General features: G+C 69.6%; 20 protein-coding genes and 1 pseudogene. 5 read left to right on the plus strand and 16 right to left on the minus strand.

Annotated features, from left to right (window positions below; genetic code table 11):
* The first annotated feature begins 254 nt into the window (after nucleotides 1-254).
* The gene (locus ACGFU7_RS16280; protein WP_393696282.1) at nucleotides 255-1,859 is read left to right on the plus strand and encodes an alkaline phosphatase D family protein; all 1,605 of its coding nucleotides are present in this window, start codon (nucleotides 255-257) and stop codon (nucleotides 1,857-1,859) included.
* 135 nt (nucleotides 1,860-1,994) lie between these two features.
* Here the strand turns inward: ACGFU7_RS16280 and ACGFU7_RS16285 are convergent, their stop codons facing one another.
* From ACGFU7_RS16285 to ACGFU7_RS16305, 5 genes are all read right to left on the minus strand, one after another.
* Nucleotides 1,995-4,112, minus strand: coding sequence for a glycoside hydrolase family 6 protein (locus ACGFU7_RS16285; protein WP_393696284.1), 2,118 nt, complete (start codon nucleotides 4,110-4,112; stop codon nucleotides 1,995-1,997).
* An 84-nt stretch (nucleotides 4,113-4,196) separates the two neighbouring features.
* Nucleotides 4,197-5,756, minus strand: coding sequence for a cellulose binding domain-containing protein (locus ACGFU7_RS16290; protein ID WP_393696286.1), 1,560 nt, complete (start codon nucleotides 5,754-5,756; stop codon nucleotides 4,197-4,199).
* A gap of 11 nt (nucleotides 5,757-5,767) precedes the next feature.
* Nucleotides 5,768-8,515, minus strand: a complete 2,748-nt coding sequence (locus tag ACGFU7_RS16295; protein ID WP_393696622.1) for a glycoside hydrolase family 48 protein — start codon at nucleotides 8,513-8,515, stop codon at nucleotides 5,768-5,770.
* Between the two features lie 387 nt (nucleotides 8,516-8,902).
* Nucleotides 8,903-9,346, minus strand: a complete 444-nt coding sequence (locus ACGFU7_RS16300; protein ID WP_393696288.1) for a cupredoxin domain-containing protein — start codon at nucleotides 9,344-9,346, stop codon at nucleotides 8,903-8,905.
* Nucleotides 9,333-9,941, minus strand: coding sequence for a hypothetical protein (locus tag ACGFU7_RS16305; RefSeq protein WP_393696290.1), 609 nt, complete (start codon nucleotides 9,939-9,941; stop codon nucleotides 9,333-9,335). Before ACGFU7_RS16305 ends, ACGFU7_RS16300 begins: the two co-directional genes overlap by 14 nt.
* 320 nt (nucleotides 9,942-10,261) lie before the next feature.
* Between ACGFU7_RS16305 and ACGFU7_RS16310 the strand changes: the two genes are divergently transcribed.
* The gene (locus ACGFU7_RS16310) at nucleotides 10,262-10,657 is read left to right on the plus strand and encodes an SSI family serine proteinase inhibitor (RefSeq protein ID WP_393696292.1); all 396 of its coding nucleotides are present in this window, start codon (nucleotides 10,262-10,264) and stop codon (nucleotides 10,655-10,657) included.
* A 31-nt stretch (nucleotides 10,658-10,688) separates the two neighbouring features.
* Here the strand turns inward: ACGFU7_RS16310 and ACGFU7_RS16315 are convergent, their stop codons facing one another.
* From ACGFU7_RS16315 to ACGFU7_RS16335, 5 genes are all read right to left on the minus strand, one after another.
* Nucleotides 10,689-10,847 (minus strand): hypothetical protein, encoded by a 159-nt coding sequence (locus ACGFU7_RS16315; RefSeq protein ID WP_393696294.1) that lies wholly within the window; start codon nucleotides 10,845-10,847, stop codon nucleotides 10,689-10,691.
* Nucleotides 10,848-10,913: 66 nt separating this feature from the next.
* Nucleotides 10,914-11,864 (minus strand): cytochrome c oxidase assembly protein, encoded by a 951-nt coding sequence (locus tag ACGFU7_RS16320; RefSeq protein WP_393696296.1) that lies wholly within the window; start codon nucleotides 11,862-11,864, stop codon nucleotides 10,914-10,916.
* Between the two features lie 112 nt (nucleotides 11,865-11,976).
* Nucleotides 11,977-13,002, minus strand: a complete 1,026-nt coding sequence (locus tag ACGFU7_RS16325; RefSeq protein WP_393696298.1) for a 6-phosphofructokinase — start codon at nucleotides 13,000-13,002, stop codon at nucleotides 11,977-11,979.
* 143 nt (nucleotides 13,003-13,145) lie between these two features.
* The gene (locus ACGFU7_RS16330; RefSeq protein ID WP_393696300.1) at nucleotides 13,146-13,874 is read right to left on the minus strand and encodes a type 1 glutamine amidotransferase; all 729 of its coding nucleotides are present in this window, start codon (nucleotides 13,872-13,874) and stop codon (nucleotides 13,146-13,148) included.
* A gap of 34 nt (nucleotides 13,875-13,908) precedes the next feature.
* On the minus strand, nucleotides 13,909-15,147 hold the full coding sequence (locus ACGFU7_RS16335) for a MurT ligase domain-containing protein (RefSeq protein ID WP_393696302.1): 1,239 nt from the start codon (nucleotides 15,145-15,147) through the stop codon (nucleotides 13,909-13,911).
* Between the two features lie 114 nt (nucleotides 15,148-15,261).
* On the opposite strand from ACGFU7_RS16335, the gene def reads away from it, so the two are divergent.
* A complete protein-coding gene (def, locus tag ACGFU7_RS16340) occupies nucleotides 15,262-15,807 on the plus strand; it encodes a peptide deformylase (RefSeq protein WP_393696304.1) in 546 nt (181 codons plus the stop codon).
* 11 nt (nucleotides 15,808-15,818) lie between these two features.
* On the opposite strand, the gene ACGFU7_RS16345 is transcribed toward def, so the two are convergent.
* On the minus strand, nucleotides 15,819-16,469 hold the full coding sequence (locus tag ACGFU7_RS16345) for a TetR family transcriptional regulator (RefSeq protein WP_376221062.1): 651 nt from the start codon (nucleotides 16,467-16,469) through the stop codon (nucleotides 15,819-15,821).
* Between the two features lie 173 nt (nucleotides 16,470-16,642).
* On the opposite strand from ACGFU7_RS16345, the gene ACGFU7_RS16350 reads away from it, so the two are divergent.
* Nucleotides 16,643-17,869: an acyl-CoA dehydrogenase family protein gene (locus tag ACGFU7_RS16350; RefSeq protein ID WP_393696306.1), complete on the plus strand. Its 1,227-nt coding sequence runs from the start codon at nucleotides 16,643-16,645 to the stop codon at nucleotides 17,867-17,869.
* A gap of 82 nt (nucleotides 17,870-17,951) precedes the next feature.
* On the opposite strand, the gene ACGFU7_RS16355 is transcribed toward ACGFU7_RS16350, so the two are convergent.
* From ACGFU7_RS16355 to ACGFU7_RS16365, 3 genes are read right to left on the minus strand one after another with little or no spacing between them, the layout of a single operon-like run.
* Entirely contained in the window at nucleotides 17,952-18,440 is a 489-nt protein-coding gene (locus tag ACGFU7_RS16355; protein WP_393696308.1) for a glutathione peroxidase, read from the minus strand.
* Nucleotides 18,441-18,477: 37 nt separating this feature from the next.
* The gene (locus tag ACGFU7_RS16360; RefSeq protein ID WP_393696310.1) at nucleotides 18,478-19,032 is read right to left on the minus strand and encodes a GNAT family N-acetyltransferase; all 555 of its coding nucleotides are present in this window, start codon (nucleotides 19,030-19,032) and stop codon (nucleotides 18,478-18,480) included.
* Between the two features lie 31 nt (nucleotides 19,033-19,063).
* Complete coding sequence (locus ACGFU7_RS16365; protein WP_393696311.1) at nucleotides 19,064-19,645, minus strand: helix-turn-helix domain-containing protein; 582 nt, start codon at nucleotides 19,643-19,645, stop codon at nucleotides 19,064-19,066.
* Between the two features lie 158 nt (nucleotides 19,646-19,803).
* Between ACGFU7_RS16365 and ACGFU7_RS16370 the strand changes: the two genes are divergently transcribed.
* Nucleotides 19,804-20,241 carry a hypothetical protein gene (locus ACGFU7_RS16370; protein WP_393696313.1) on the plus strand — a complete coding sequence of 146 codons (438 nt, stop codon included), beginning with the start codon at nucleotides 19,804-19,806 and terminating at the stop codon, nucleotides 20,239-20,241.
* Nucleotides 20,242-20,257: 16 nt separating this feature from the next.
* On the opposite strand, the gene ACGFU7_RS16375 is transcribed toward ACGFU7_RS16370, so the two are convergent.
* A complete protein-coding gene (locus ACGFU7_RS16375; RefSeq protein ID WP_393696315.1) occupies nucleotides 20,258-21,628 on the minus strand; it encodes a chloride channel protein in 1,371 nt (456 codons plus the stop codon).
* 230 nt (nucleotides 21,629-21,858) lie between these two features.
* A pseudogene (locus tag ACGFU7_RS16380) lies at nucleotides 21,859-22,302 on the minus strand (DUF2252 family protein); the annotation flags it as partial.
* Nucleotides 22,303-22,354: the final 52 nt, after the last annotated feature.

Below are 22,354 nucleotides of genomic sequence, written 5' to 3' on the forward strand. Positions count from 1 at the left end.
TGGCGTGGAGACTATGAGCCACCCTGGGGGGTGTCAAGGGTGTTGCCGACCCGGCGCTCGGACGCCTCGGGAAATGGCCGATGTCTCCCCAACTAACCGCCTGTGAACGGCATTGCGACCACCCATGCGTGGTCTTGTGGCGTGTGATTCCCCTGTGATATCCAGCCTGTGATTACCACATGGGCAGACGTGAAATCACGCGCCGATCCCACCTCGTACCGCACGGGATCCCGCCCGACGAAGGGACGAGCTGCATGCAGATGAACAGTGGGTCAGGCGGCACCGGAGGATTCGGCAGACGGGCGATGCTCGGCGGGACGGTCGGGATGGCCCTCGCCGCGGCCGGCCTGTCGGCGGGCAACGCCTGGGGTGGCGCCCCCTTCCACGACGACCCGTTCGCCCTGGGAGTCGCCTCCGGCGATCCATGGCCGGACGGATTCGTACTGTGGACCCGCCTCGCGCCCCAGCCCCTCGCCCCCGACGGGGCCGGAGGCATGCCGCCGTACTCCGTCGACGTCCAGTGGGAGGTCGCCCGCGACGAACGCTTCCGGTCCGTCGTACGCCGGGGACGGACCCGTGCGGTCCCTGAACTCGCCCACTCCGTCCACGTCGAGATCTCCGGACTGCAGCCGGGCCGGCACTACTACTACCGCTTCCGCGCCGGCGGTGTGCACAGCCCCGTCGGGCGCACCCGCACCGCACCCCCGCCGCACAGCCGTCCCAAGGAACTCGACTTCGCCTTCGTCTCCTGCCAGGCGTGGTTCGAAGGCTTCTACACCGCCTACCGGCATCTTGCCGAGGAGGACGTCGACCTGGTCCTGCACCTCGGCGACTACATCTACGAGAACGCCATCGACGCGATGGGCGGCGTACGCAACGTCCCCGTCGCCGCCGAACTGCGCCCCGAGCCGATGGACCTCGTCCAGTACCGCAACCGCCACGCCCTCCACCGCTTCGACCCCGACCTCATCGCCGCCCACCAGGTTCACCCGTTCGCCGTCGTCTGGGACGACCACGAGGTCGAGGACAACTGGGCGCGCGACAGGTCCAAGGCCGACACCGAACCCGACCAGGACCCGGCGGTCTTCCGGCAACGTGCGGCGGCTGCCTTCCAGGCGTACTACGAACATCTGCCGTTGAGGCTGCCGAACAAGCCGAACGGCTTCGAGGCCCGGATGTACCGCAGCCTGCGCTACGGACGGATGGCCACGTTCCATATCCTCGACACCAGGCTCTTCCGCGACGACCAGCCCTGCGGCGACGGCACCAGGAGCGGCTGCGACGAGCGGCTGACACCCGGCCGCACGATCCTCGGCCCGGAACAGGAACAGTGGCTCCACCGCAGCCTCGGGCGTTCCGACACGACGTGGAACATGATCTCCCAGCAGATCCCCGTGACCCAGGTCGACACCGACCCCGGCCCCGGCCAGGCATTCGTGATGGACTTCTGGGACGGCTATGTGGACGCACGTAAACGGCTGTTCAAGGAGATCACCGACCGCAGCGTCAGCAACCCCGTCGTACTCACCGGTGACATGCACCGTCACCTCGCCGCCGATCTCAAACAGAACTTCGACGACCCTCAATCGCCCACGCTCGGCGTCGAGTTCGTCGGTTCGTCCATCTCCACCACGAAGGACGGGATGGACCTGGACCCCTCCGGGGCCAGGCTCCTCGCGGCCAACGAGCACATCAAGTTCACCAACTTCCAGCGCGGGTACGTACGTTGCTCGCTGACCCGGGAGAGATGCCGCGCCGACTTCCGGGTCCTCCCGTACGTCACCACCCCCGGCGCCCCCGTCTCGACCCGCACCTCGCTCGTGACCGAGGCAGGCCGTCCCGGGATTCAGCCCGCCTGAGAGACAGCGGCCGCCCCCTGCCGGGAGAGCGACAGGGGGCGGATCGTGCCGGACGTGTCCCTCGGGTCTTTCGTTTGGATCACGCCGGGCACACGGCCCCGTCGCCGCCCATGAGGACGGCGACGGGAAACCCGGTCAGGGAGCGGTGCCCCAGGAGAGGGCGCCGCCCGCATAGACGGCGATCTTCGACGCGTCGGCGTAGGCCGTGTTGGTGGCCCGGCTGTAGTCGTCGGCCTCATTGAAGTTGGACCAGTCGGTCTTGTTCAGCCGCAGCTGGATCTCCCCGGTGGAGGCTCCCGCGGCCAGGCTGCCGCTGCCGAAGCCGACCTCCAGGTAGTGGCTGGCCCCCGCGGCCGGACTGCCCGAGGAGGAAACGCCATGGGTCACATTGCCGCAGCCGATGACCGCGTAGTCGCACGCGGTGGAGAAGGCGCTCGCACCGGCCTCGGGCGTGAACCAGTACCGCACCTTCACCGTGGACAGATCCACCGCGGCGGATCCGGTGTTGACCAGTTGCAGACCCATCCGGATCTGGTTGTCGGTGGCGGAGGAATCGGTGTTCTTGTACTGGACCTTGAGGGTGCCGCTCCCGGTGCCGCCGCCCTGGTCGGTCGTGGCCGAGGCCGCTGCGGAGGCCGCCGAGACATTACCGGCCGCATCCCGTGCCTTGACCGTGTAGCTGTACGCGGTCGAGGCCGTCAGGCCCATGTCCGTGTAGGAGGTCGACGCGGAGGATCCCACCTGAACTCCGGCGCGGTACACGTCGTACGCGGTCACAGCGGTGTCGTCGGTCGACGCCGTCCACGACAGCGAGACGCTGCCACTGGTCTTCCCCGTGACCTTCAGCCCCGTGGGCACGGTGGGCGCCTGGGTGTCGTCGTCACCACCGCCACTGCCGTCGAGCGGCGGGTAGGCGTTGCGTACCAGCTCCTGGAACTGCGCGGAGAACCAGTGGCCCGCGAGCGGGGAGTTCGGCAGGGCGCCGGTCAGGTTGTTGCCGTTGCGGCCGTTACCGGTGTACGTGGGGTCGCACATTCGGTCGAAGCCCTTGCCCTCGTCGTTGTCGATGGGCTGGCTGTTGCCGTCCGACTCGCCCGGAGGCTTCGCCCAGACGTAGGCGTCGATACCGGGTTCGGGGGCGCTGGTGGGCCGCTCACCGACGCCCGCACCGCTCTGGTTGCACCAGTTGCCCGCGTGGATGCGCCGGTCGACGCGGCCCCCGTTGACATAGTCGTCCACGCTGGTCAGTGGTCCCGCAGCGGTGGGCCGGGCGGAGCCGCCCCAGCCGTTGCGGGCCGTGTCGATCAGCATGCCGATGTTCGAGGCGAAGCCCTGGTTGACCAGCTCGGTGCGCAGCGCCTGCGCGAAGGAGAGCTCATCGACATAGAAGTTCCAGTCCACCCACTTGGACTGGCGCACCGTGGTGCCGTTCACAGCGTCGGTGACCTTGAAGTTCGGCTCCTTCAGGGCCGAGTAGTTGGCCGTGTTCACGATGAAGCCCTGGACATCGGCGACCGTGGCGCCCTCCGTCGTCGCGGCCTTCTTGAACTCCTGGGCCGCCGGGACGAAGTTGGAGTCCCAGCCCAGCCAGCCGTGGTGGGCGGCATCGATGTAGTTGTAGACGTTGGGAATGGCACCGAGGGTGTGCAGGGCGTACCCGATACCCCTCTCGTAGTTGCCGTTCGCCTTCATCGTCGCGCACGCATCGGTGGATCCGGCCGTGCCGCCGGCGTTGGTGACCAGGTTCGGCAGTGAGTCCGGCTCGATGATGGTGACGATGCGCAGACTCGCGTAGGCCGGGTCGGCGAGGACGTCGGCGATGGGGTTGATGTACTCGGTCTTGTACCGGTCGAGCTCGGTGGGGCCGAGCTCACCGTTGGATGCCAGCGCGGCGCAGTCCCGTCCCGGCAGGTCGTAGATGACCACCTGGAACAGGTTCGCGCCCTGGTCCAGGGCCGTGTCGAGGTGCTCGCGCAGGCTCATCGCGTCGCCCGCGCCCTCGATGGCCGCGATCCGGTCCATCCAGACGAAGGAGGGCTCGTCGGCGATCGCGCTGCCGCCCGGTTCGGCCGCCGCCTTGGCGGACCAGTCGGGGTTCACGTACGCGGTGGCGCCCGCGTACGGGTTGTCGACCCGGGCTGCGGCCGACGCCGGCGAGGGTATGGCCACCGCCAGCGCAGCGCCCAGCGCCAGGGCGGAGAGTGCGGCCAGTTTTCGGCGTACTCCATGCAGGGTGGTGCCTCTGGTTCTCATTGCGGCTCCGTGCTCCTCTCATACGCCTGCGGAGGTTCCCCGCAGGCGGGTTCGTGGGGGTGTTGCTCAGGGGCAGCGGCCTGGTCAGGGTGCGGTGCCCCACACCAGGTCCCCGTCGGCATACACGGCGACCTTCGGTGCGTCGGTGAACGAGGCAGCGGTGGTGCGGCTGTAGTCGTCGGCCTCGTTGAAGTTCGACCAGTCGGTCTTGTTCAGCCGAAGCTGGATCTCACCGGTGGAGGCTCCCGCCGCCAGCGTGCCGCTGCTGAAACCGACCTCCAGGTAGTGGTCGACGCCCGGGCCGGCGGCGGAGGAGGGCTGCACGCGGTGGGTGACGGTGCCGCAGCCGAGGACGGCGTAGTCGCACGCGGTGCCGTAGGCGGTGGCGCCGGATTCGCCGCTGAACCAGTAGCGGACGGTGACATCGCTCAGGTCCACCGGGGCCGTGCCGGTGTTGACCAGCTGCAGACCGGGCCTGATCTGGTTGTCGCCCGGCGAGGAGTCGTTGTTCTTGTACTGCACCTTCAGCGCGCCGGTCGTGCCGCCGCCCTCTTCGGTCGTCGCGGTGACGGCCGCGGAAGCCGCCGAACTGTTACCGGCCGCGTCGCGGGCCCGCACGGAGTAGCTGTACGAGGACGAGGCGGCGAGCCCGGTGTCGGTGAAGGAGGTCGAGGCCGTGCTGCCCGCCTTCACCCCGTCGCGGTAGATGTCGTATCCGGTGACGCCCGTGTTGTCCGCCGATGGAGCCCAGGACAGGGAGGCTGTGCTGCTGGTCGTTGCGGTGACATCGACGGCCGCCGGGACCGACGGGGCTTCGGTGTCACCCTCGCCGCCGCCTTCCGCGCTCGCTTCGAAGGCGAACTTGTTCATCCCGAGCCCCTGGCCGCCCTGCCAGATCTCGAACCCGGCCTCCGCGTCGATCAGATAGTGCGCGGGGTTGATGGAACCGCGCGTGACACTGTCGTCGATCAGACCCTTCACATTGAAGTCGGTCAGCTCGGTGGCGCCGTTCTGCAGGACGTACGAGATCACCTTCCAGCCCGAGGCGCCGGGACCTGTCCAGACGTCCCAGGTCCGGCCGTCGAGCTGTACCGTGGCGGTGCGCGACCCGATCGGCTGCACGCCGCCGCGGTGGTTCATCCAGATCATCAGCTCGGTGCCGTCCGGCTGGTCGTCCGTGACCGGGGCGGAGTTGAACCAGATGTCCATCGACACGTTGTACGCGCCGGAGCCGACCTGGGTGGTAGACCAGTCGGTGCGCACGCTGCCCAACTCGTCGACGCGCAACGGCAGTCCGCTGTCCGTCGTGCACGCGCCCCAGTGACAGCCCTGGTAACTGGAGGGGTACGTGGCCGGGGCGCCGTTCGTCGGGAGCGCGAACGAGGACTCGGTGAGGCTCCAGGCACCCGTCGCGGGGTCGACGCTCACACACTGCCGGGCCTCGGAATTCCACTCGTTCTGCTGGTAGAGGTACTCACCTCCCTGCAGTTCGGTGGTACCCCACTGGGTGCAGTCGGTGACCGGCGCGGCCGACGCGGGCGAGGCGCCCGTGAGCATCGACGCCGCGGCGAGCAGCATCGACGCCGCCGCTCCTACGAGTGCCGGCAGCCGGCGGCCGGGCCGGCCGGCAGGCACGACTGTCATGGGGTGGCTCCTCACGGCTCGACCCCCCAGGCAAGGGCGCCGCCGATGTACGCCGCGACCTTCGAGGCGTCGGCGTACGCGGTGTTGGTGGCGCGGCTGTAGTCGTCGGCCTCGTTGAAGTCGGACCAGTCGGTCTTGTTCAGGCGCAGTTGGAGCTCGCCCGTCGAGGCGCCCGCGGCCAGCGTGCCCGCACCTGCGGCGAAGCCGACTTCCAGATACCGCTCGGCACCCGTCTTCGGGGCGGCGGCGGCCACCACCTTGTGGGTGATGTTCGACGATCCGAGCGCGGCGTAGTCGCAGTACGTGCTGAACGTGCTCGCGCCGCCTTCGGGGGTGAACCAGTACCGGACCGTCACCGTGGACAGGTCCACGGGGGCGCTGCCGGTGTTCAGGAGTTGCAGACCCAGCCGGATCTGGTTGTCGCCGACGGCCGAATCGGTGTTCTTGTACTGGACCTTCACCGCGCCGCTGCCACCGCCGCCCGGCTTCGTGGTCGCGGACACGGCGGCGGAGAGCGCCGATGTGTTGCCGCCCGCGTCCCGCGCGGTCACCGCATAGCTGTACTCGGTGGCTGAGGCGAGGCCCTCGTCGGTGAACGTCCGCGTCGTCGCGTTCCCCGCCAGCACCCCGTTGCGGTACACGTCGTAGCCCGTCACCGCGACGTTGTCGGTGGCGGCCGACCAGGAGAGCGACACACTGTTGCTCGTCGTGGCGGTCACGCCGAGTCCACCGGGCACCGTCGGCGCTTCGGTGTCCGCGCCGCCGCCCCCTTCCACCAGCAGTTCCGCATAGATGGCGAAGGCCAGCGCGAGCGCCGCCTGTGCCCAGAAGCGGTGATAGATGAAGGTGGGTGCCGCACCACCGTCCAGATATGCCTGGACCTTCGGCCAGTCCGGGTCGTCCCGGTACCAGGTCCGGATGTCGATGAAGGTGGCACCCGGCTCGACGGTGTCGCCGTTGGGCATCGTGCCCGACCACCCCGATGGGACGTACACCTCGTCCTCGAACCGCTTGTAGTCGGTCCTGGTCTCCGGCACCGCGATGCCCTTGTCGTCGGCGTTCAGCGCCATCGCGTCGAGGAGGGCCTTGGCCAGTGCGCCCGCGGCCTGGTCGCCCGACTTGGCCGCGTAGTACGTGAGTGTCTTGACGTAGGCGGCGCCCACGCCGACGTCGTTGGAGTAGTCGACGACCGATACATGCAGCCCGGAGTTCCTTCCGGGGGAGGCCGGGTTCCAGGTGTCCGGCTGCCCCGTCCAGCTCAGCGTGGAGGGGAAGCGGTAGCTGCCGTCCGCGCCGACCGTCGTCTCGCCGGAGGCCCAGGCGACCCATTTGTCCAGCACGGCCCCGGCAGTCGCGTTGCCGGTGACGTAGTAGTACGCGGCGACCCGTTCCATGCCCCACGCCTGGAAGCCGAACCAGTTGTTGCTCGGCGGGTCGTGGTAGACCGGCTGCCAGTCGTAGGCCATGCCGTAGAAGGTGGGAGTACCGGCCGGCGGCGTACCGTACTGCCCCTCCCAGCTGTTGGTGCACCCGCCCGCGAACGCGCCCTCGCTGGACTGCAGCCAGCTGAGGAACTCCAGTTGCCGGGTCAGGCTCTTGGCCCAGTCCGTTCTCGCGGTGGCCGACTTGGGAGTGAGCGCGGGCACGTTGGACAGTGCCCAGGCGGAGAGCGGGTTCTGGTACCCCTGGTGGGAGGCGCCGTCACCGATGCGCCAGGCCCAGCCGCCGCCGCTGCCGGCCGCGGCGCCGCCCCAGGCGTAGTACCAGGACAGCAGGTAGTGCTGGGAGTCGCGGCCGGAAGCGGCGGGGCAGGAGGCGGGGTCGGTGCAGTCGCCGATGCGCTTGAAGTACTTGTCGAACATGGCGTAGCGGAGGTAGTCGCCCATCTTGGCCGCCTTCGCCACCGAGGCCGCGACCGCGCTCTCCTTGCCCTGTGCCGAGGCCCAGCGATAGGCCCAGTAGGCGGCCTGGATCGCGCGGGCGTCGGCGTCGGGGGCGTTCGTGTACTTCCACTGCTTGGCGTAGCTCTGGTCGCCGACGAACAGATCGAGATAGCCGTTGGGGCCGCCGTACTTGAAGAGGTCGGTGGTGGGCTGCGGGATGGTCTCCCACACCGACTCCTGTGCGCCGCGCTGGTAGGTGTTGATGAACGAAGGGCCGGCGCCCGGGCCCGCCTCGCCGCCGGTGCCCGGCTTGTTGCCGTAGCCGTAGGTGTTGTCCAGGTCCATCAGCCAGTGCATGCCGTATACGTCCATCGTGCCGTAGGACGCGGCCAGTTCGGTGGCGAGCGGATCCGTGCCGACGGAGACCGAAGTGTCCAGAGGCGAGGGGTAGTTGTCCGGCAGCGGCCACTCCGGGGCGTACGTCGCGGGGGCCCCGGGGTTGTACGAGTCGCTGGTCGGCTGGTCGGCATGTTGCGGAATGATCGTTTTCTCCGCCACCGCCCAGGCCTCGTTGAACGGGGCCCAGTCACCGGTCACCCGCCCGTACGCCGCCTCCAGCCACATCCAGAAGCTGACGGCCTCCGAGGTGGTCTCGTGACCGTGGTCCGGCGCCTCGACCATCAGGGTCTCGGCCGAGTGGTACGGCAGGCCTTCCGGGCTGAAGTAGCCGTTGGCCGCCGCCTTGATCTTGCCGTACTGGGTGAGGAAGGCCTGGGTGTACGGGTCGTCGGCCGCGGTGGCCCGGGCGCCGTCGCGGGCCGCCGGGGCGGCCGGCGCGGCGACTGCGGCGCCCTGGGCCAGCCCCACGGCGAGCAGGCTGCCGCCCAGGGCGCTACTGAACGTTCTACGTGATATCGACACAAATCCTCCAGTGGCGGGTGTCGTGGGGGAGGGGTGGAGGGACGGAGGAAGGCGCGGCGCGGTGGTGCGGAAGCGGGTTCCGGGCGGCGAGCGGGGTCCGATGCCCCGGGTGGGTTCACTGCCGGGGGGCACGGCGGCCTTTGTGTGCAACTCTTGATTGTGGGAGCGCTCCCAAAGTGGCGTGGTGATGCGCACCTGTCAAGAGTCAAATCACAACTGCTTTACGGCTCCGTTAACTTGACGCCCCGGCAGGCGACCGGCCCACGGCGCACAACTGCTGGTGACAGGAGGTGTGCCCGGGGGCCGGGCCGTGTGCTTCGCCCGCACGGGATTCCGTGCGCGTCATCGGACGGTGAGTGAACCCTTCATGTAAGGGTGAAGGGTGCAGACGTACGGGTACGTGCCGGCCTTGTCGGGTGCGGTGAAGGTGACCGTCCGCCCCGACACGACGTCGCCGGTGCCGAACGCCTTGCCGCTGGTCGCGGTCACGTTGTGGGTCGCGGCGTCCTCGTTGACCACGGTGATCAGCGTGCCCGGGGCGACCGTCAGACGGGCCGGGTTGAACGCGAAGTCCTTGATCGTGATCAGCACCTTGCCGACCGGGGAAGACGAGGCGGACGGGGAGGGTGAGGAGAAAGAGGGCGGTGTGGCGCTGGAGGACGACGAGCTGCCGCCACTACTGTTCGAACAGCCGACGAGAGCGGTCGTGCAGACGATCGCGGCGGCCACGGCGATACCTGCCCGGCTGGGCATGAGCGGAGCGCGCATGATGTCAGTGACCGCCATCGCTGGTCGCCTGAGCCGGGCTCGGCTGCGTCGTGCCGGACTTCGCCGTGCCCGTGACCTTGTTGCCGGATGGGTCGAGTACGTACCACTCGGCGCCGGCGTCGTTCACTTTCTGGCCGTTGGTGTCACCGGCTTTCTTGTCATCCGCGAAGTAGTACAGCGGGTGCCCGTTGTACGTGACTTCCCTGCTGCCGTCGCTGCGCTTCGTCGTACCCAGCAGACCGGCCTTCACGCCCTTGCCGGCGACCGGCTCACCACTGACGATCAGGGGCGGCCATTCCTTGGCGCATTCGCCCGAGCAGGTCGACTCGGACGTGGTGTCGGCCTCCCAGAGGTAGAGCGTCCGGCCCTTCCCGTCGACCAGGATGGTCCCGAGCGGGCTGGACGCGGAGGCCACGGTTCCCGAGGCGGAGACCGATGCCGACGGGGAGGCCGAGGCCGAGGCCGAGGAGCCTCCCGATGCCGCCATGTGGCTCGCACCGGCGGATTGCGACGCCGTCGGCTTCGTACCGCTGCTGTTCGAACAGCCACCGACGGCGGCGGCGAACAGTCCCACCGCGATCACGGCAGCGGCTGTCCTCGCATGGTTCCCCATCACAAGAGCTCCTCGGATCCGGCCGCCGCTCCGGCGGCACTTGGCCCGAACGTTAGGGGCCGTACGGCCGGGGAGAGGGCAGGCGCTCGGGGTGACCCGCAGGTCGAATCCGTCCGGGTGCAGGGCGCCCGCCGGCCGGTACTCCAGCCGGACCCGCCGACTGCCCCGGAGGGTGGGATGCGCGGCGCGGCTCCTTGCCCAGTGCGAACTTAAAAGATCATCTTGCCGGGTTCCCGAACGCGGGACGCCCAGGACGCCCCGAGACGTACCCGGTCCGTTCCCGGGACGCCCCGGATCCCCCGAGCCACAGGAGTTCTCCGATGCGCCTGCGCGCCGCTCTCGCCGCCGCTGCCCTGCTCACCCTCACCGCCGCCGTGCCCGCCGCGGCCGTTCAGTCCGAGGACCCGGTGCCGGACCGCGGGCTCCTCCTCACCGTCTCGGGCAGCGAGAACACCTGGATCCGTGGCGTCGCACTGTTCTGCCCGCCCGCCCCGGATGCCCACCACCCCCATGCTGCCGCCGCCTGCGCCGCGATCGAGGAGGCGGAAGGCGATCTGGACGACCTGCCCGGCGACCCCCACCTGTGCGTCATGGAGTACGACCCGGTGACGGTCAGCGCCACCGGCAAGTGGGACGGACGCCCCGTCGCCTGGGAGAAGACGTTCCCCAATGCCTGTGTGATGGACGTGGTCACCGGGCCGGTCTTCCGCTTCTGAGCCCCGGTCCTCCTGGGCCGGGGCTCCCGGCTCAGGACTCGCGCGTCGCGGCCATCCCCAGGGTGATCAGGCCGAGCACCACCCACCCGAACCAGAGCCAGCCGCTGCTCCCCAGCGCCACCGTGTAGGCGGTGACCACCACCAGGGCCACCACGGTGATCACTCCCATGGTCTTTGTGGATCCGGACATGCCCGCACCCTCCTCGTCGGCCACGCGGCCGTGGATGCCATCGTCACCCCGGAGGCATGTCCACCGCTACTGCCCGCGCGCCTGCAACGAGGCGAGATAGGCGTTGTACGCCTGCAGCTCCTGGTCCCCGTCCCGGTCGGCCGCCCGGTCGGAGCGCTTCGCCGTCCGCTGTTCGGAGCGGTACCACTGGAAGACCAGCGCGATCAGGACCAGCACCGACGGGATCTCGCTGAATGCCCAGGCGATACCGCCCGCCCAGTTCTGATCGCTCAGCGCGTCGATGCCGAGCGAGGCCGGGGGGTTCTTGTAGGTCTCCACCATCGGCGTGGTCGCCATCATCAGCGCGATACCGAAGAACGCGTGGAACGGCATCCCCGCGAACAGCTCCAGCATCCGCATGACATAACCGGGCCGGTGCGGCCCCGGGTCGACGCCCATGATCGGCCAGAAGAACACCAGACCGACCGCGAGGAAGTGCACCATCATCGCGAGGTGCCCGGTCTTCGAACCCATCAGGAAGTCGAAGAGCGGGGTGAAGTACAGCGCGTACAGGCTGGCGATGAAGAGCGGAATCGTGAAGACCGGATGCGTGATGATCTTCATGTACCGGCTGTGCAGCAGCATGAGCAGCAGCTCGCGCGGGCCCTTGCGGCCACGTCCCGCGACCGGGAGCGCACGCAGCGCCAGAGTCACCGGAGCGCCCAGCAGCAGCAGGATCGGCGACAGCATGCTGATCACCATGTGCTGCACCATGTGCACGCTAAACATGACCATGCCGTAGTCGTTGAGCTTGGTGCACATCACCAGGGCGATGGACAGCACACCGACGACGAAGAAGACGCAACGGCCGACCGGCCAGCTGTCCCCGCGTCTGCGCAGCCGCAGTACGGCGTACCCATACAGGCCGATGGCGAGCACGCAGCCGATGAGGAAGAACGGGTCCGCGGAGAATTGGAGCCCACGTCCCAGCGTGAACGGCGGCAGATCCATGTTCATGCCGTGCCCGCTGTGATCCATCTGTTCACTCCCGCTGGGGACGTCCCCGTTTCGTGCCGGTTGTCCCGACCAGAGTAGAACTGCCCCCGGCCGCATCTGCGGCCGGGGGCAGTCCGTCGGACAGGGGTGTCGCTCAGAGCACGCACTCCGCCTCGGCGTACCGCTCGGCCGGGACCGTCTTCAGCGTCTCCACGGCCTGCGCCAGCGGCACCATCGTGATGTCCGTGCCGCGCAGCGCCGTCATCATGCCGAACTCGCCGCGGTGCGCGGCCTCCACCGCGTGCCAGCCGAAACGGGTGGCGAGCACACGGTCGTACGCGGTCGGGGTGCCGCCGCGCTGCACATGGCCCAGAATCACCGGGCGGGCCTCCTTGCCGAGGCGCTGCTCCAGCTCGATGGAGAGCTGCGTGGCCACGCCGGCGAAGCGCTCGTGCCCATAGATGTCCTTGGTGCCCTGCTCGAATTCCATGGATCCCGCGCGCGGCTTGGCGCCCTCGGCGACCACGACGATCGCGAACTTCTTGCCGGCCGAGAAGCGCTTGCCGACCAGCCCGGTCAGCTCATCGATGTCGAAGGGGCGCTCCGGCACGACGATGGCGTGCGCACCGGCCGCCATGCCCGAGTGCAGGGCGATCCAGCCGGTGTGGCGGCCCATGACCTCGACGATCAGCACCCGCTGGTGCGATTCGGCGGTGGTCTTCAGCCGGTCCAGGGCCTCGGTGGCGACACCGACGGCGGTGTCGAAGCCGAAGGTCACATCGGTGGAGGCGATGTCGTTGTCGATCGTCTTCGGTACGCCGACGATCGGCAGGCCCGCCTCGGAGAGCAGATTGGCCGCCTTGAGCGTGCCCTCGCCGCCGATCGGGATGATCACGTCGAGGCCGAGATCGGCGACATGACCCCTGGCCTGTTCGACGCCGCCCCGCAGATGGGCGGGCTGGACCCGGGAGGAGCCGAGGATCGTACCGCCGCGGGCGAGAATGCCGCCGACCGCGTCGAGGTCGAGCTTGCGGTAGTCGCACTCGAGGAGACCCTTCCACCCGTCGTGGAAGCCGATGACCTCGTCGCCGTGGTCGACCACCGCGCGATGCACGACGGAACGGATGACGGCGTTGAGGCCGGGGCAGTCGCCGCCGGAGGTGAGCACACCAATTCGCATTGCCCGGGAAACCTTTGCAACGTGGGCCGACGACCGGACCACGTCGTCCGGTTGGATCCCCGCCACCCTACCGGCGCAGGGTGGCGGGACCGAACCGGGCGTCCGCCTGCTGGACGCCGCTCAGCTGAGCGAAATGTGCCTCATCAGGCGGGCTGGGTCGCCGAGGCGATGCGCTCGGCGCGCAGCGCCTCGAACCAGCGGTCGTCCGTCGGCGGCAGGGCGTTGACATCGAGGGCCAGCTTCAGCAGCAGATCCGCGATCAGCGGGTTGCGCGCCATCACGGGCCCGTGCATGTACGTACCGAAGACGGTGTCGTTGTACGCACCCTCGGTGCCGTCGCCGGTGCCGTTGCCCCGGCCGAACTGCACCCGGGCGAACGGCCGCGCCGTCGGGCCGAGATGGGTGATGCCCTGGTGGTTCTCGAAACCGGTCAGCGGCGGCAGGCCGAGGTGCGGGTCGATGTCGGCCAGTACGTCACCGACGCACCGGGCCCCCTCGCCGCGGGTGGAGACCACGTCGAGCAGCCCGAGACCGGGCTCGCGCTCACCGAGGTCGTTGATGAACTCATGGCCGAGGATCTGGTACCCGGCGCAGACCGAGAAGATGATCGCGCCGTTGGACGCGGCCCGGCTCAGCCCGCCGTCGCGGCGCAGCCGCTCCGCGGCGAGACGCTGCGGCCGGTCCTCACCGCCGCCGATCAGATAGATGTCGCCGGACGTCGGGACCGGCTGGTCGCTGCGGACGTCGACGCGCTGCACGTCGAGACCGCGCTGCCGGGCCCGGCGCTCCACCACGAGCGCGTTGCCCTGGTCGCCGTAGGTGCTGAGGAGGTCGGGGTAGACCCAGACCAGACGCAGACCGTTGTTGCTCATGCTTCGTCCTCTCCGGAGGTGGCCGGGGCCGGGGTCAGTTGCCGACACGACGGCGCAGGTCCTGGAAGGCGGTGTAGTTGGCAATGACCTCGATACGGCCGGGCGGGGCCTGCTGCACGGCCTCGTCGAGGTTCTCGCAGACCCGGAAGTCGAGACCGGCCACTTCGAGACGGACCGCGAGGTCCAGCTTGCGGTCGCCGAGCACGAAGATCGGGTGACCGGCGAGCTGGGTGTAGTCCACGTCCCACAGCCAGGAGGTGTCCGTGCCGTCCGCGCCGCGGGCGTTGACGGAGAGGATCACCGGGGTGGGCGGCGGGTCGATCAGGGAGAACGTTTCGAGCCAGCCCGCGGGGTTCTTCGCCAGCAGCAGCCGCAGCTCACGGCCGAGGAAGGACACCACGTCGTAGCGTCCCGCGACGGCCTGCACCTGGTACATGCGCTCCAGCGCGACCTGCGGCGGCACACCGAAGACGGCGGCCACGGCGGCGGAGCTGGTGGCGTTGGCCTTGTTGGCGCGGCCGGGCAACTGGAGGTGGATCGGCCACGCCGAACCGTGCGGGTCCAGGACGTAGTCGCCGTGCAGCACCCAGCTGGGGGCGGGGCGGCGGAATCCGCACTCGCCGCAGAACCAGTCGTCGCCGGGACGCTGCATCACACCACCGCAGGACGGGCAGGACCAGGCGTCGTCCTTCCACGCCTGGCCGGCCGCCACCCACACCACATTGGGGGAGGAGGACGCCGCCCAGACGATCAGCGGGTCGTCGGCGTTCGCGACGATCACGGCCTTCGATCCGGACAGCCCCTCACGCCACTTCTCCGCGAGCATCCGGGTCTCCGCGGCGCGGTCCAGCTGGTCGCGGGAGAGGTTGAGCAGCGCGATCACCTTGGGCGTCGTGTCGCGAGCGACCCCGGCGAGATACTTCTCGTCGACCTCTATCACGCCGTACTTCGCGTCCGAGCCGCCCGCCAGTGCCGAGGTGATGCCCGCCGGCATGTTCGCGCCGAGCGCGTTCGACACGACCGGACCCGCGGCCCGCAGTGCCTCGGCGATCAGCCGGGTCGTCGTCGTCTTGCCGTTCGTCGCCGACACGAGGATCACATCCAGGTGCTGCGCCAGCCGCCCCAGCAGGTCGGGGTCGAGCTTGAGCGCCACCCGGCCGCCGATCACCGATCCGCTGCCGCGCCCCGCAGCGCGCGACACCGCCGCCGCGGCCTTACCCGCCGTCACGGCCAGCTTGGCCCGTGGCGACAGCGGGTCCGTGTTGCCTGCCATCGTCCTAGATCCTCCTTGCATCGGTCCACGCCCAGCCTATCGATGTCCGGCGCGGCGACCGCACCGCGGCACCTCCGGGAAGGTGGAGGTCACGTGGAACGTACGATTGCCGCCATGCGAAACCGCCCGATCCCCGGCAGTTCCGGACTGATTCGTGCCATGAGTCTGCTCGGTGATCCGGTGCTGCACGGCGCCTGCGAACCCGTCACGGACTTCGGCCCCTCCCTCGCCCGCCTCGTCGAGGACATGTACGCCACCATGTACGCGGCCCAGGGCGTCGGACTCGCGGCCAATCAGGTCGGCGTTCCGCTGCGGGTGTTCGTCTATGACTGCCCGGACGACGAAGACGTCCGTCACCTCGGGCATCTCGTCAACCCGAAGCTGGTCGAGGCGGACGGCGTCACCGTACGTGGCCCGGAGGGCTGTCTTTCGCTGCCCGGTATCGAGGCCGGCACCCCGCGTTTCGACCGTGCGGTCGTCGAGGGAGTGACTGTCGAGGGCGAACCGGTACGGGTCACCGGCACCGGCTTCTTCGCCCGCTGCCTCCAGCACGAGTGCGACCACCTCGAAGGCACGGTGTACACGGACCGGCTGACCGGGCTGCGCCGGGCGAGGGCGCTGCGCGCGGCCCGCCGGGCGCCCTGGGCGCCGGGCGGCTGACCGCACGTCCCTCAGAATCCCGGGCCGCCGGGCCGGTCGCCCGCGGCGGCCAGCCTGCCCCACAGCAGATCCGCCAGGCTGCGCACCAACTGCTCGCGGGAGCAGGGGCGTTCACCCAGCCACCAGTCGCCCGCGGCGTGCATCATGCCGACGATGCCGTGGCCCCATATGCGGGCCATGGCCTCGCTGTCCGGGCCCAGATCCACCCGCTCGGCGATCACCAGGGCGAGCTCCTCGCCGAGCCGGCGCAGCAGCGGCGCGGAGTGCCGTCCGACATCGAAGCCCTGCTCGGTCGAGGGTGCCGAGTCGTCGGACGGGTGCATCAGGAAGCGGTAGACCTGCGGACGGGCCTCGATCGCCGCGAGATAGGTGTCGAGCGTCGACTCCACGCGCCGGCGGCGTTCGGCGGGTGCGTCGAGCGCGGCCCGCAGAGCGATCAGCAGGGCGTCGGTGTGGCGCTTGGCGAGGGCGCGGTAGAGGCCGCCCTTGTCGCCGAAGTGCCGGTAGAGGATGGGCTTGGTGATTCCGGCCTCCGCCGCGATGGCGTTCATCGACGCCCCCGGCCCGTCCCTGAGCACCACGCGGTCGGCGGCCTCGAGCAGCTCGCGGCGGCGGCTCTCGGCCGCTGTCCGCTGGCGCTCGGCCTGTCGTGTGGTCTCCATGTCGCCTCTCCCCACCCCTGGCCATGCAATTGCGTCCTGCCTGCGCAACGTAACACCCTGCCCTGCGGGATGCGGATCGGCACCCGGGCGGTTGACAGAGGCTACTTGTCGGTAACAGACTGCGGTTACCGCAAGTAACGAGTGGATTTTCAGGGCAGTACGTGGAGGGGAATATGGCCGAGTTCACGCTCGAACTCAACGATGACCAGAAGCAGGTCCGTGACTGGCTTCACGGCTTCGCCGCGGATGTGATCCGTCCGGCGGCTTCGGAGTGGGACGAGCGTGAGGAAACGCCCTGGCCCGTCATCCAGGAGGCGGCCAAGGTCGGCATCTACTCCCTCGACTTCTATGCCCAGCAGTTCTTCGACCCGACGGGCCTCGGTATCCCGATGGCGATGGAGGAGCTCTTCTGGGGGGACGCGGGCATCGCCCTGTCGATCGTCGGTACGGGCCTGGCGGCCGTGGGTGTCCTCGCCAACGGCACCGAGGAGCAGATCGGCACCTGGATCCCGCAGATGTACGGCGACGCCGACGATGTCAAGGTCGCCGCCTTCTGCTCCTCCGAGCCGGACGCGGGCTCCGACGTCGCCTCCATGCGCACCCGCGCGGTGTACGACCAGGCCAAGGACGAGTGGGTGCTGAACGGCACCAAGACCTGGGCGACCAACGGCGGCATCGCGGGCGTCCATGTCGTCGTCGCCGTGGTCGATGCGGAGCTCGGCTCCAAGGGGCACGCCTCGTTCATCGTGCCGCCGGACACCCCCGGCCTCTCCCAGGGCCAGAAGTTCAAGAAGCATGGCATCCGTGCGTCGCACACCGCCGAGGTCGTCCTTGAGGACGTCCGTGTCCCCGGCCACTGCCTGCTCGGCGGCAAGGAGAAGCTCGACCAGCGCCTGGCCCGGGCCCGCGAGCGTGCCGCGTCCGGTGGCGAGCGGGTGAAGAACGCGGCGATGGCCACCTTCGAGGCATCCCGCCCCGCGGTCGGCGCCATGGCGGTCGGCACGGCCCGTGCGGCGTACGAGGTCGCGCTGGACTACGCGAAGACCCGCACCCAGTTCGGCCGGCCGATCATCGACAACCAGGGCATCGCCTTCCAGCTCGCCGACATGCGCACGCAGATCGACGCGGCCCGGCTGCTGGTATGGCGTGCCTCCTGGATGGCGGCCACCGGCAAGCCGTTCACCTCGGCCGAGGGTTCCATGTCCAAGCTGTACGCGAGTGAGACGGCGAAGAAGGTCACCGCGCAGGCCGTCCAGATCCTCGGGGGCAACGGCTTCACCCGTGAGTACCCGGTGGAGCGGATGCACCGGGACGCGGCGATCTACACGATCTTCGAGGGCACGAGCGAGATCCAGCGCCTGGTGATCGCCCGCACCCTCTCGGGCATGCCGATCCGCTAGCGCGGGGCCCTGCATGTCCTCAATCGCCGGGCGGGCTGAAATTCGGCCCGCCCGGCGATCGCGAACGAAACGGCCGATCCGGTCAGGCGGGCAGCTGGGACTCGATGGCCGCGATGAGCTCCGGGGCCTCCGGCTCCGTGCGCGGGCGCAGGCGCGCGACCGGCTCGCCCGCGGGCGAGATGAGGAACTTCTCGAAGTTCCACTGGACGTCACCGGCCTCGCCGTCCTCGTCCGCGAGCCCGGTCAGCTCGGCATACAGCGGGTGGCGCCCTTCCCCGTTCACGTCGGTCTTCTCCAGCAGCGGGAAGCTGACACCGTACGTCGTCGAGCAGAAGGTCTGGATCTCCTCCGCGCTCCCCGGCTCCTGGCCGGCGAACTGGTTGCACGGCACGCCGAGCACGGTGAAACCGCGGTCCGCGTACTCGCTCTGCAGCCGCTCCAGGCCCGCGTACTGCGGGGTGAGTCCGCACTTCGACGCGACGTTCACCAACAGGACCGCCCGGCCGCGGTAGTCGGCCAGGGAGGTGGGCTCGCCGGTGAGCGTGCGCAGGGGGATGTCGTACAGCGTCATGAGGCTCTCCTTGTGAGGGTGACTTCCACAGCCATTGTCACGTCTGCGAGTTGATCGGCACGAACCCGGTCGCCCGGCCGGCCGCCTTGTAGTAGAGGGTTGTCGGTTTCAGGACCCCTGCCGGGTCGCAGGCGTAGTCCGGAATCGATCCGCACTCCGTCCAGCCCGCCGAACGGTAGAGCCGTTCGGCGGGACTGCCGCTCTCGGTGTCCAGCACCAGCAGTGTGACCCCCGCCTCGGCGGCCGACCGCTCGGCGGCGGCGAGCAGCGACCGGCCGAGACCCCGGCCGCGGGCCGACGGACGGACCATCAGCTTGGCCACCTCCGCGCGGTGGCGGGCGTTCGGCAGGGGAGCCCGGACCAGGCCGATGGTCCCGGCCACCCGTTCCGCGTCCCGGGCGATCCAGACCTGAAGGTGTCCGGCGTCGACGGACCCGGCCCTCTCCCGCCACCAGGCGGCGGCCACGTCACGCTCCAGCGGCGCGAGAAATCCCACCGACGATCCGCCGTTCACGGCCTCCACCAGGAGGGCGGCCAACTCGTCGGCGTAGGTGACCAGTTCGGGTCCGGAGACCGGGACGATCTCGGTCATGAGTCGGGTCCTTTCACGGCTTTCACAGCGTTCACGGCAGGACGATCATCAGTGCGTAGCGGACCTGCTCCGGTCCCGGGCAGTGGAAGCGCGAAGGGCCGCGCAGCCGGAAGCGCAGACAGTCGCCGCTGCGCACGGTGTGCACGGCGTCGTCGACGGTGATCTCGACCGTCCCCTCCAGCACCCAGACATGCTGCTCCACACCGGACACGGGGGCGTTCTCGTACGCGATGGCGGCCCCCGCGTCGAGAGTGCCCTCGATGACCTCCGCGCGCAGACCGGCGTGCGGCGGCGAGACCGAGCGGCGTACGAAGCCCGATGCCTCGTCCCTCCACACCGGTTGCCGCGCGGCGGGAACCAGCTGCGGTGGTTCCGCCTCCACCTCCATCAGCAGCCGGGACATCGTCCGCTCGTAGACCGTGCACAACTTGCCGAGCAGCGCGGCGGTCGGGCTCAGCTCGCCGCGCTCCAGCCGGGACAGCGTGGAGCGGCTCACCCCGCTGCGCCGGGACAGTTCGTCCAGCGACCAGCCGCGTTCGGTACGCAGTTCGCCCAGTCGCGCGGCGAGCCGGGCGTCGACGGAGCCAGGCTCCGCCTCTTCGAATTCTCTCACGTCAGAGATGATATCCCTGACTGGAGAAAAGCTGTGTCATGGGACGGCCGGACGTGGTTGTTCTGCTGAGCGGGTGCTGTCGTGCCACCCTTGTTCGGGGAGGTCCCGGCGGGCCCACTCGGGTCGGCCGGGTTGCTCTGCTACCCGAGGAGGCCGATATGGCCAGTGCCAGCAACGGGCCGAGTGTGGCGCGTGGTGCCACCCCGAGTTCGCATCATCCCTTCCGCTATGGCTGGACTGCCTTCGCGGCGGTTCTGATGATCTTCGGCGGAGCGATGGCGATCTTTGAAGGGATCGCCGCCATCGCCAAGGACAAGGTGTTCGTCACCACGCCCAACTATGTGTTCCGGTTCAGCCTCACCGGCTGGGGCTGGATCCACCTCATTCTGGGCATCGTCATAGTCCTCGCCGGCTGTGCGCTGTTCACCGGGGCCGCATGGGCACGCGTCGTGGGCATCGTGCTCGTAGGCCTGGGTGCACTCGCCAACTTCCTGTGGCTGCCCTTCTACCCGTTCTGGTCCATCGTGCTCATCGCCATCAATGTCTTCATCCTCTGGGCGCTGTGCGCCAGTCCGCAGGGGGAGGAAGGGACCTGAGGTCACGGCCTGCCCGTCATCCTCGATCCGGTCGCGTGCCGGCACCCGTCGGAGCGTCGGGTGCCGGAGGTACGGCGGCCGGGGACGGAGCGAGCCTGAGCGTGACGACATAGGAGACCACGACCGAGACGATCACCAACGGCATGACGGTGAGGCCCTCGGACCCCAGCAGCAGGGTGGCCAGCAGCACCGAGGTCATCGGCAGCTTCAGCATCGCCACGCACATGGCGCCGATGCCCATCGCGAAGCCCGACGTCAGGTTCAGCCCGGGGAGATGGGAGAGCGCGATCCCGCCCGCGGCTCCTGCGAACATCGCCGGGAAGACGGGGCCTCCCCGGAAACTGCTCAAGGACGCGCAGTACGCCAGCGCCTTGCAGAGGGCGAGGACCAGGAGTGTGGCAACCGAGTAGCCCGCGCTCTCGGAGAGCAGCGGGTCCAGCGCGCTCTCCCCGGAGTACAGCACCCCGGACGCGTCCCTTCCCGTGGCCTGTGCGTACACGAACGCCACCAGGCCGACGACCAGGCCCATGACCACGGTGGCCACCACTGTCCGCCGCTCGACCCGGGCCTGCAGGAACAGGGCGAGCCGCTGAATGCCCGTACCGGCGAAGGCTGTCGCGAGGCCCAGCACGACCGCCCAGCCGAACTGCGCGAGGTCGGGTTCCTCGGCGTGGGGCACATGGTGGAGCGCCAGGGAGTACGTCCCCAGGCCGGTCCATGAGCCGAGACCGGTGAAGATCAGCGCTCCGATACCCGCGGCGAGCAGGCCCGGCACCAGGATCATTCCGAGCATCATCCCGGCCAGCCCCGAGGCCTCCATCAGGAGAAAGGCGCCCAGGAGCGGAGAGCCCAGCAGTGCGCTGATGGCGGCGAAGCTCCCCGCGGCTCCCGCCACGGCACTCGCCTTGGGGCTGATGCCGGGCTTGACCAGGCGCACCGCGCACACGGCCAGACCGCCGCCGAGCGCGATGAGCGGCGCCTCGGGACCGAGCACCGCCCCGACGCCCAGCGAGGCGAGCGCCGCGAGCGCGATGCCGGGCAGCTCCACCGCCGAGGGCGCCCCCGTGTTCATGAGACCGTCTGCGGGCCGGTGGCCGCCCTTCCCGGGGAGGTGGCGGACGGTCAGCCCGACCAGCAGGCCCGCGACGGCGAGCAGCGGCACCGGCCACCAGGAGGGCGTGCCGGTGAAGCCCAGCGCCTTGGGCAGGTCGTTGTAGGTGAGCGACTGGAGTTCGTGGACGAGGGCGAGGAAGCCGAATGCCACCGCCGAGACCGGGACTCCGAGAATCGCCGCCACCATGAGGAGCGTGGCGTAAGCACGGGTGCGGATCAGCGTGAAGGGGTCCGGTGGCGCCGTGGTGGGTGCCGCGACGGGCTTGGCCGACATGATCGTTGTCTCCTCAGCGTCGGAACCCATCTGGAACACGCTGTCCCGCAAGCGTCCACAAGGAGTTAGCACAATGCGGGGACATGGCTGTGATGCACCCGCTGTGTGCGGGCGGTGATTTTCGTACGGCCATTCGCTTGGACCAAACGCCGTGGGCGGGCTACCGCCCACGGGGTCACAACGGCCGGAGTCACCGTCCGATGTGAGCACGCGTCATGCCGGCGGGTGCCTCAGACGCCCCCGGCCGAGGGAAGCCGGCCCGTGCGTACCGCATCGACCAGCGCCCGGTGGTCCCGCGCGTTCTGGTCGGCGTACTTCTCGGCGAAGTACGTCAGCGCCCGGTCGAACGTGTGGCCGCGCCCGAGACAGGCGGCGATCGCGATCCGGTCGCCGGACCGCGCGTGGGCGCGGGCCAATGTGGTGCCGCAGACCTCGCCCAGCACCCGCATGCCGGCCGGTGCCATGTCCTCCGGCTCGGCTCGGCCCTTCCGGTCGCGCAGCTGTCGTACGTAGAAGTCGCGGCGCCGGCCGTCGATCCCGTCGACCCTCGCATGGCCGAGGAAGATGTCGCTCGCCGCGGCATGGCTGGAGCGTGGCGTGTCACGCCGGGCCGCCATGCCGCGAGCCGCTCGCTGTCCGGGCGTCGCGTGCGGTGCGGTACGGAGCATCGAGGTGGCGTCCTGGGGCATCCGAGACCCTCCTGACCGCTCTGCACCGTGCGTCCTC

The sequence above is a fragment of the Streptomyces sp. NPDC048473 genome (assembly GCF_043200155.1).
Taxonomy (GTDB): domain Bacteria; phylum Actinomycetota; class Actinomycetes; order Streptomycetales; family Streptomycetaceae; genus Streptomyces.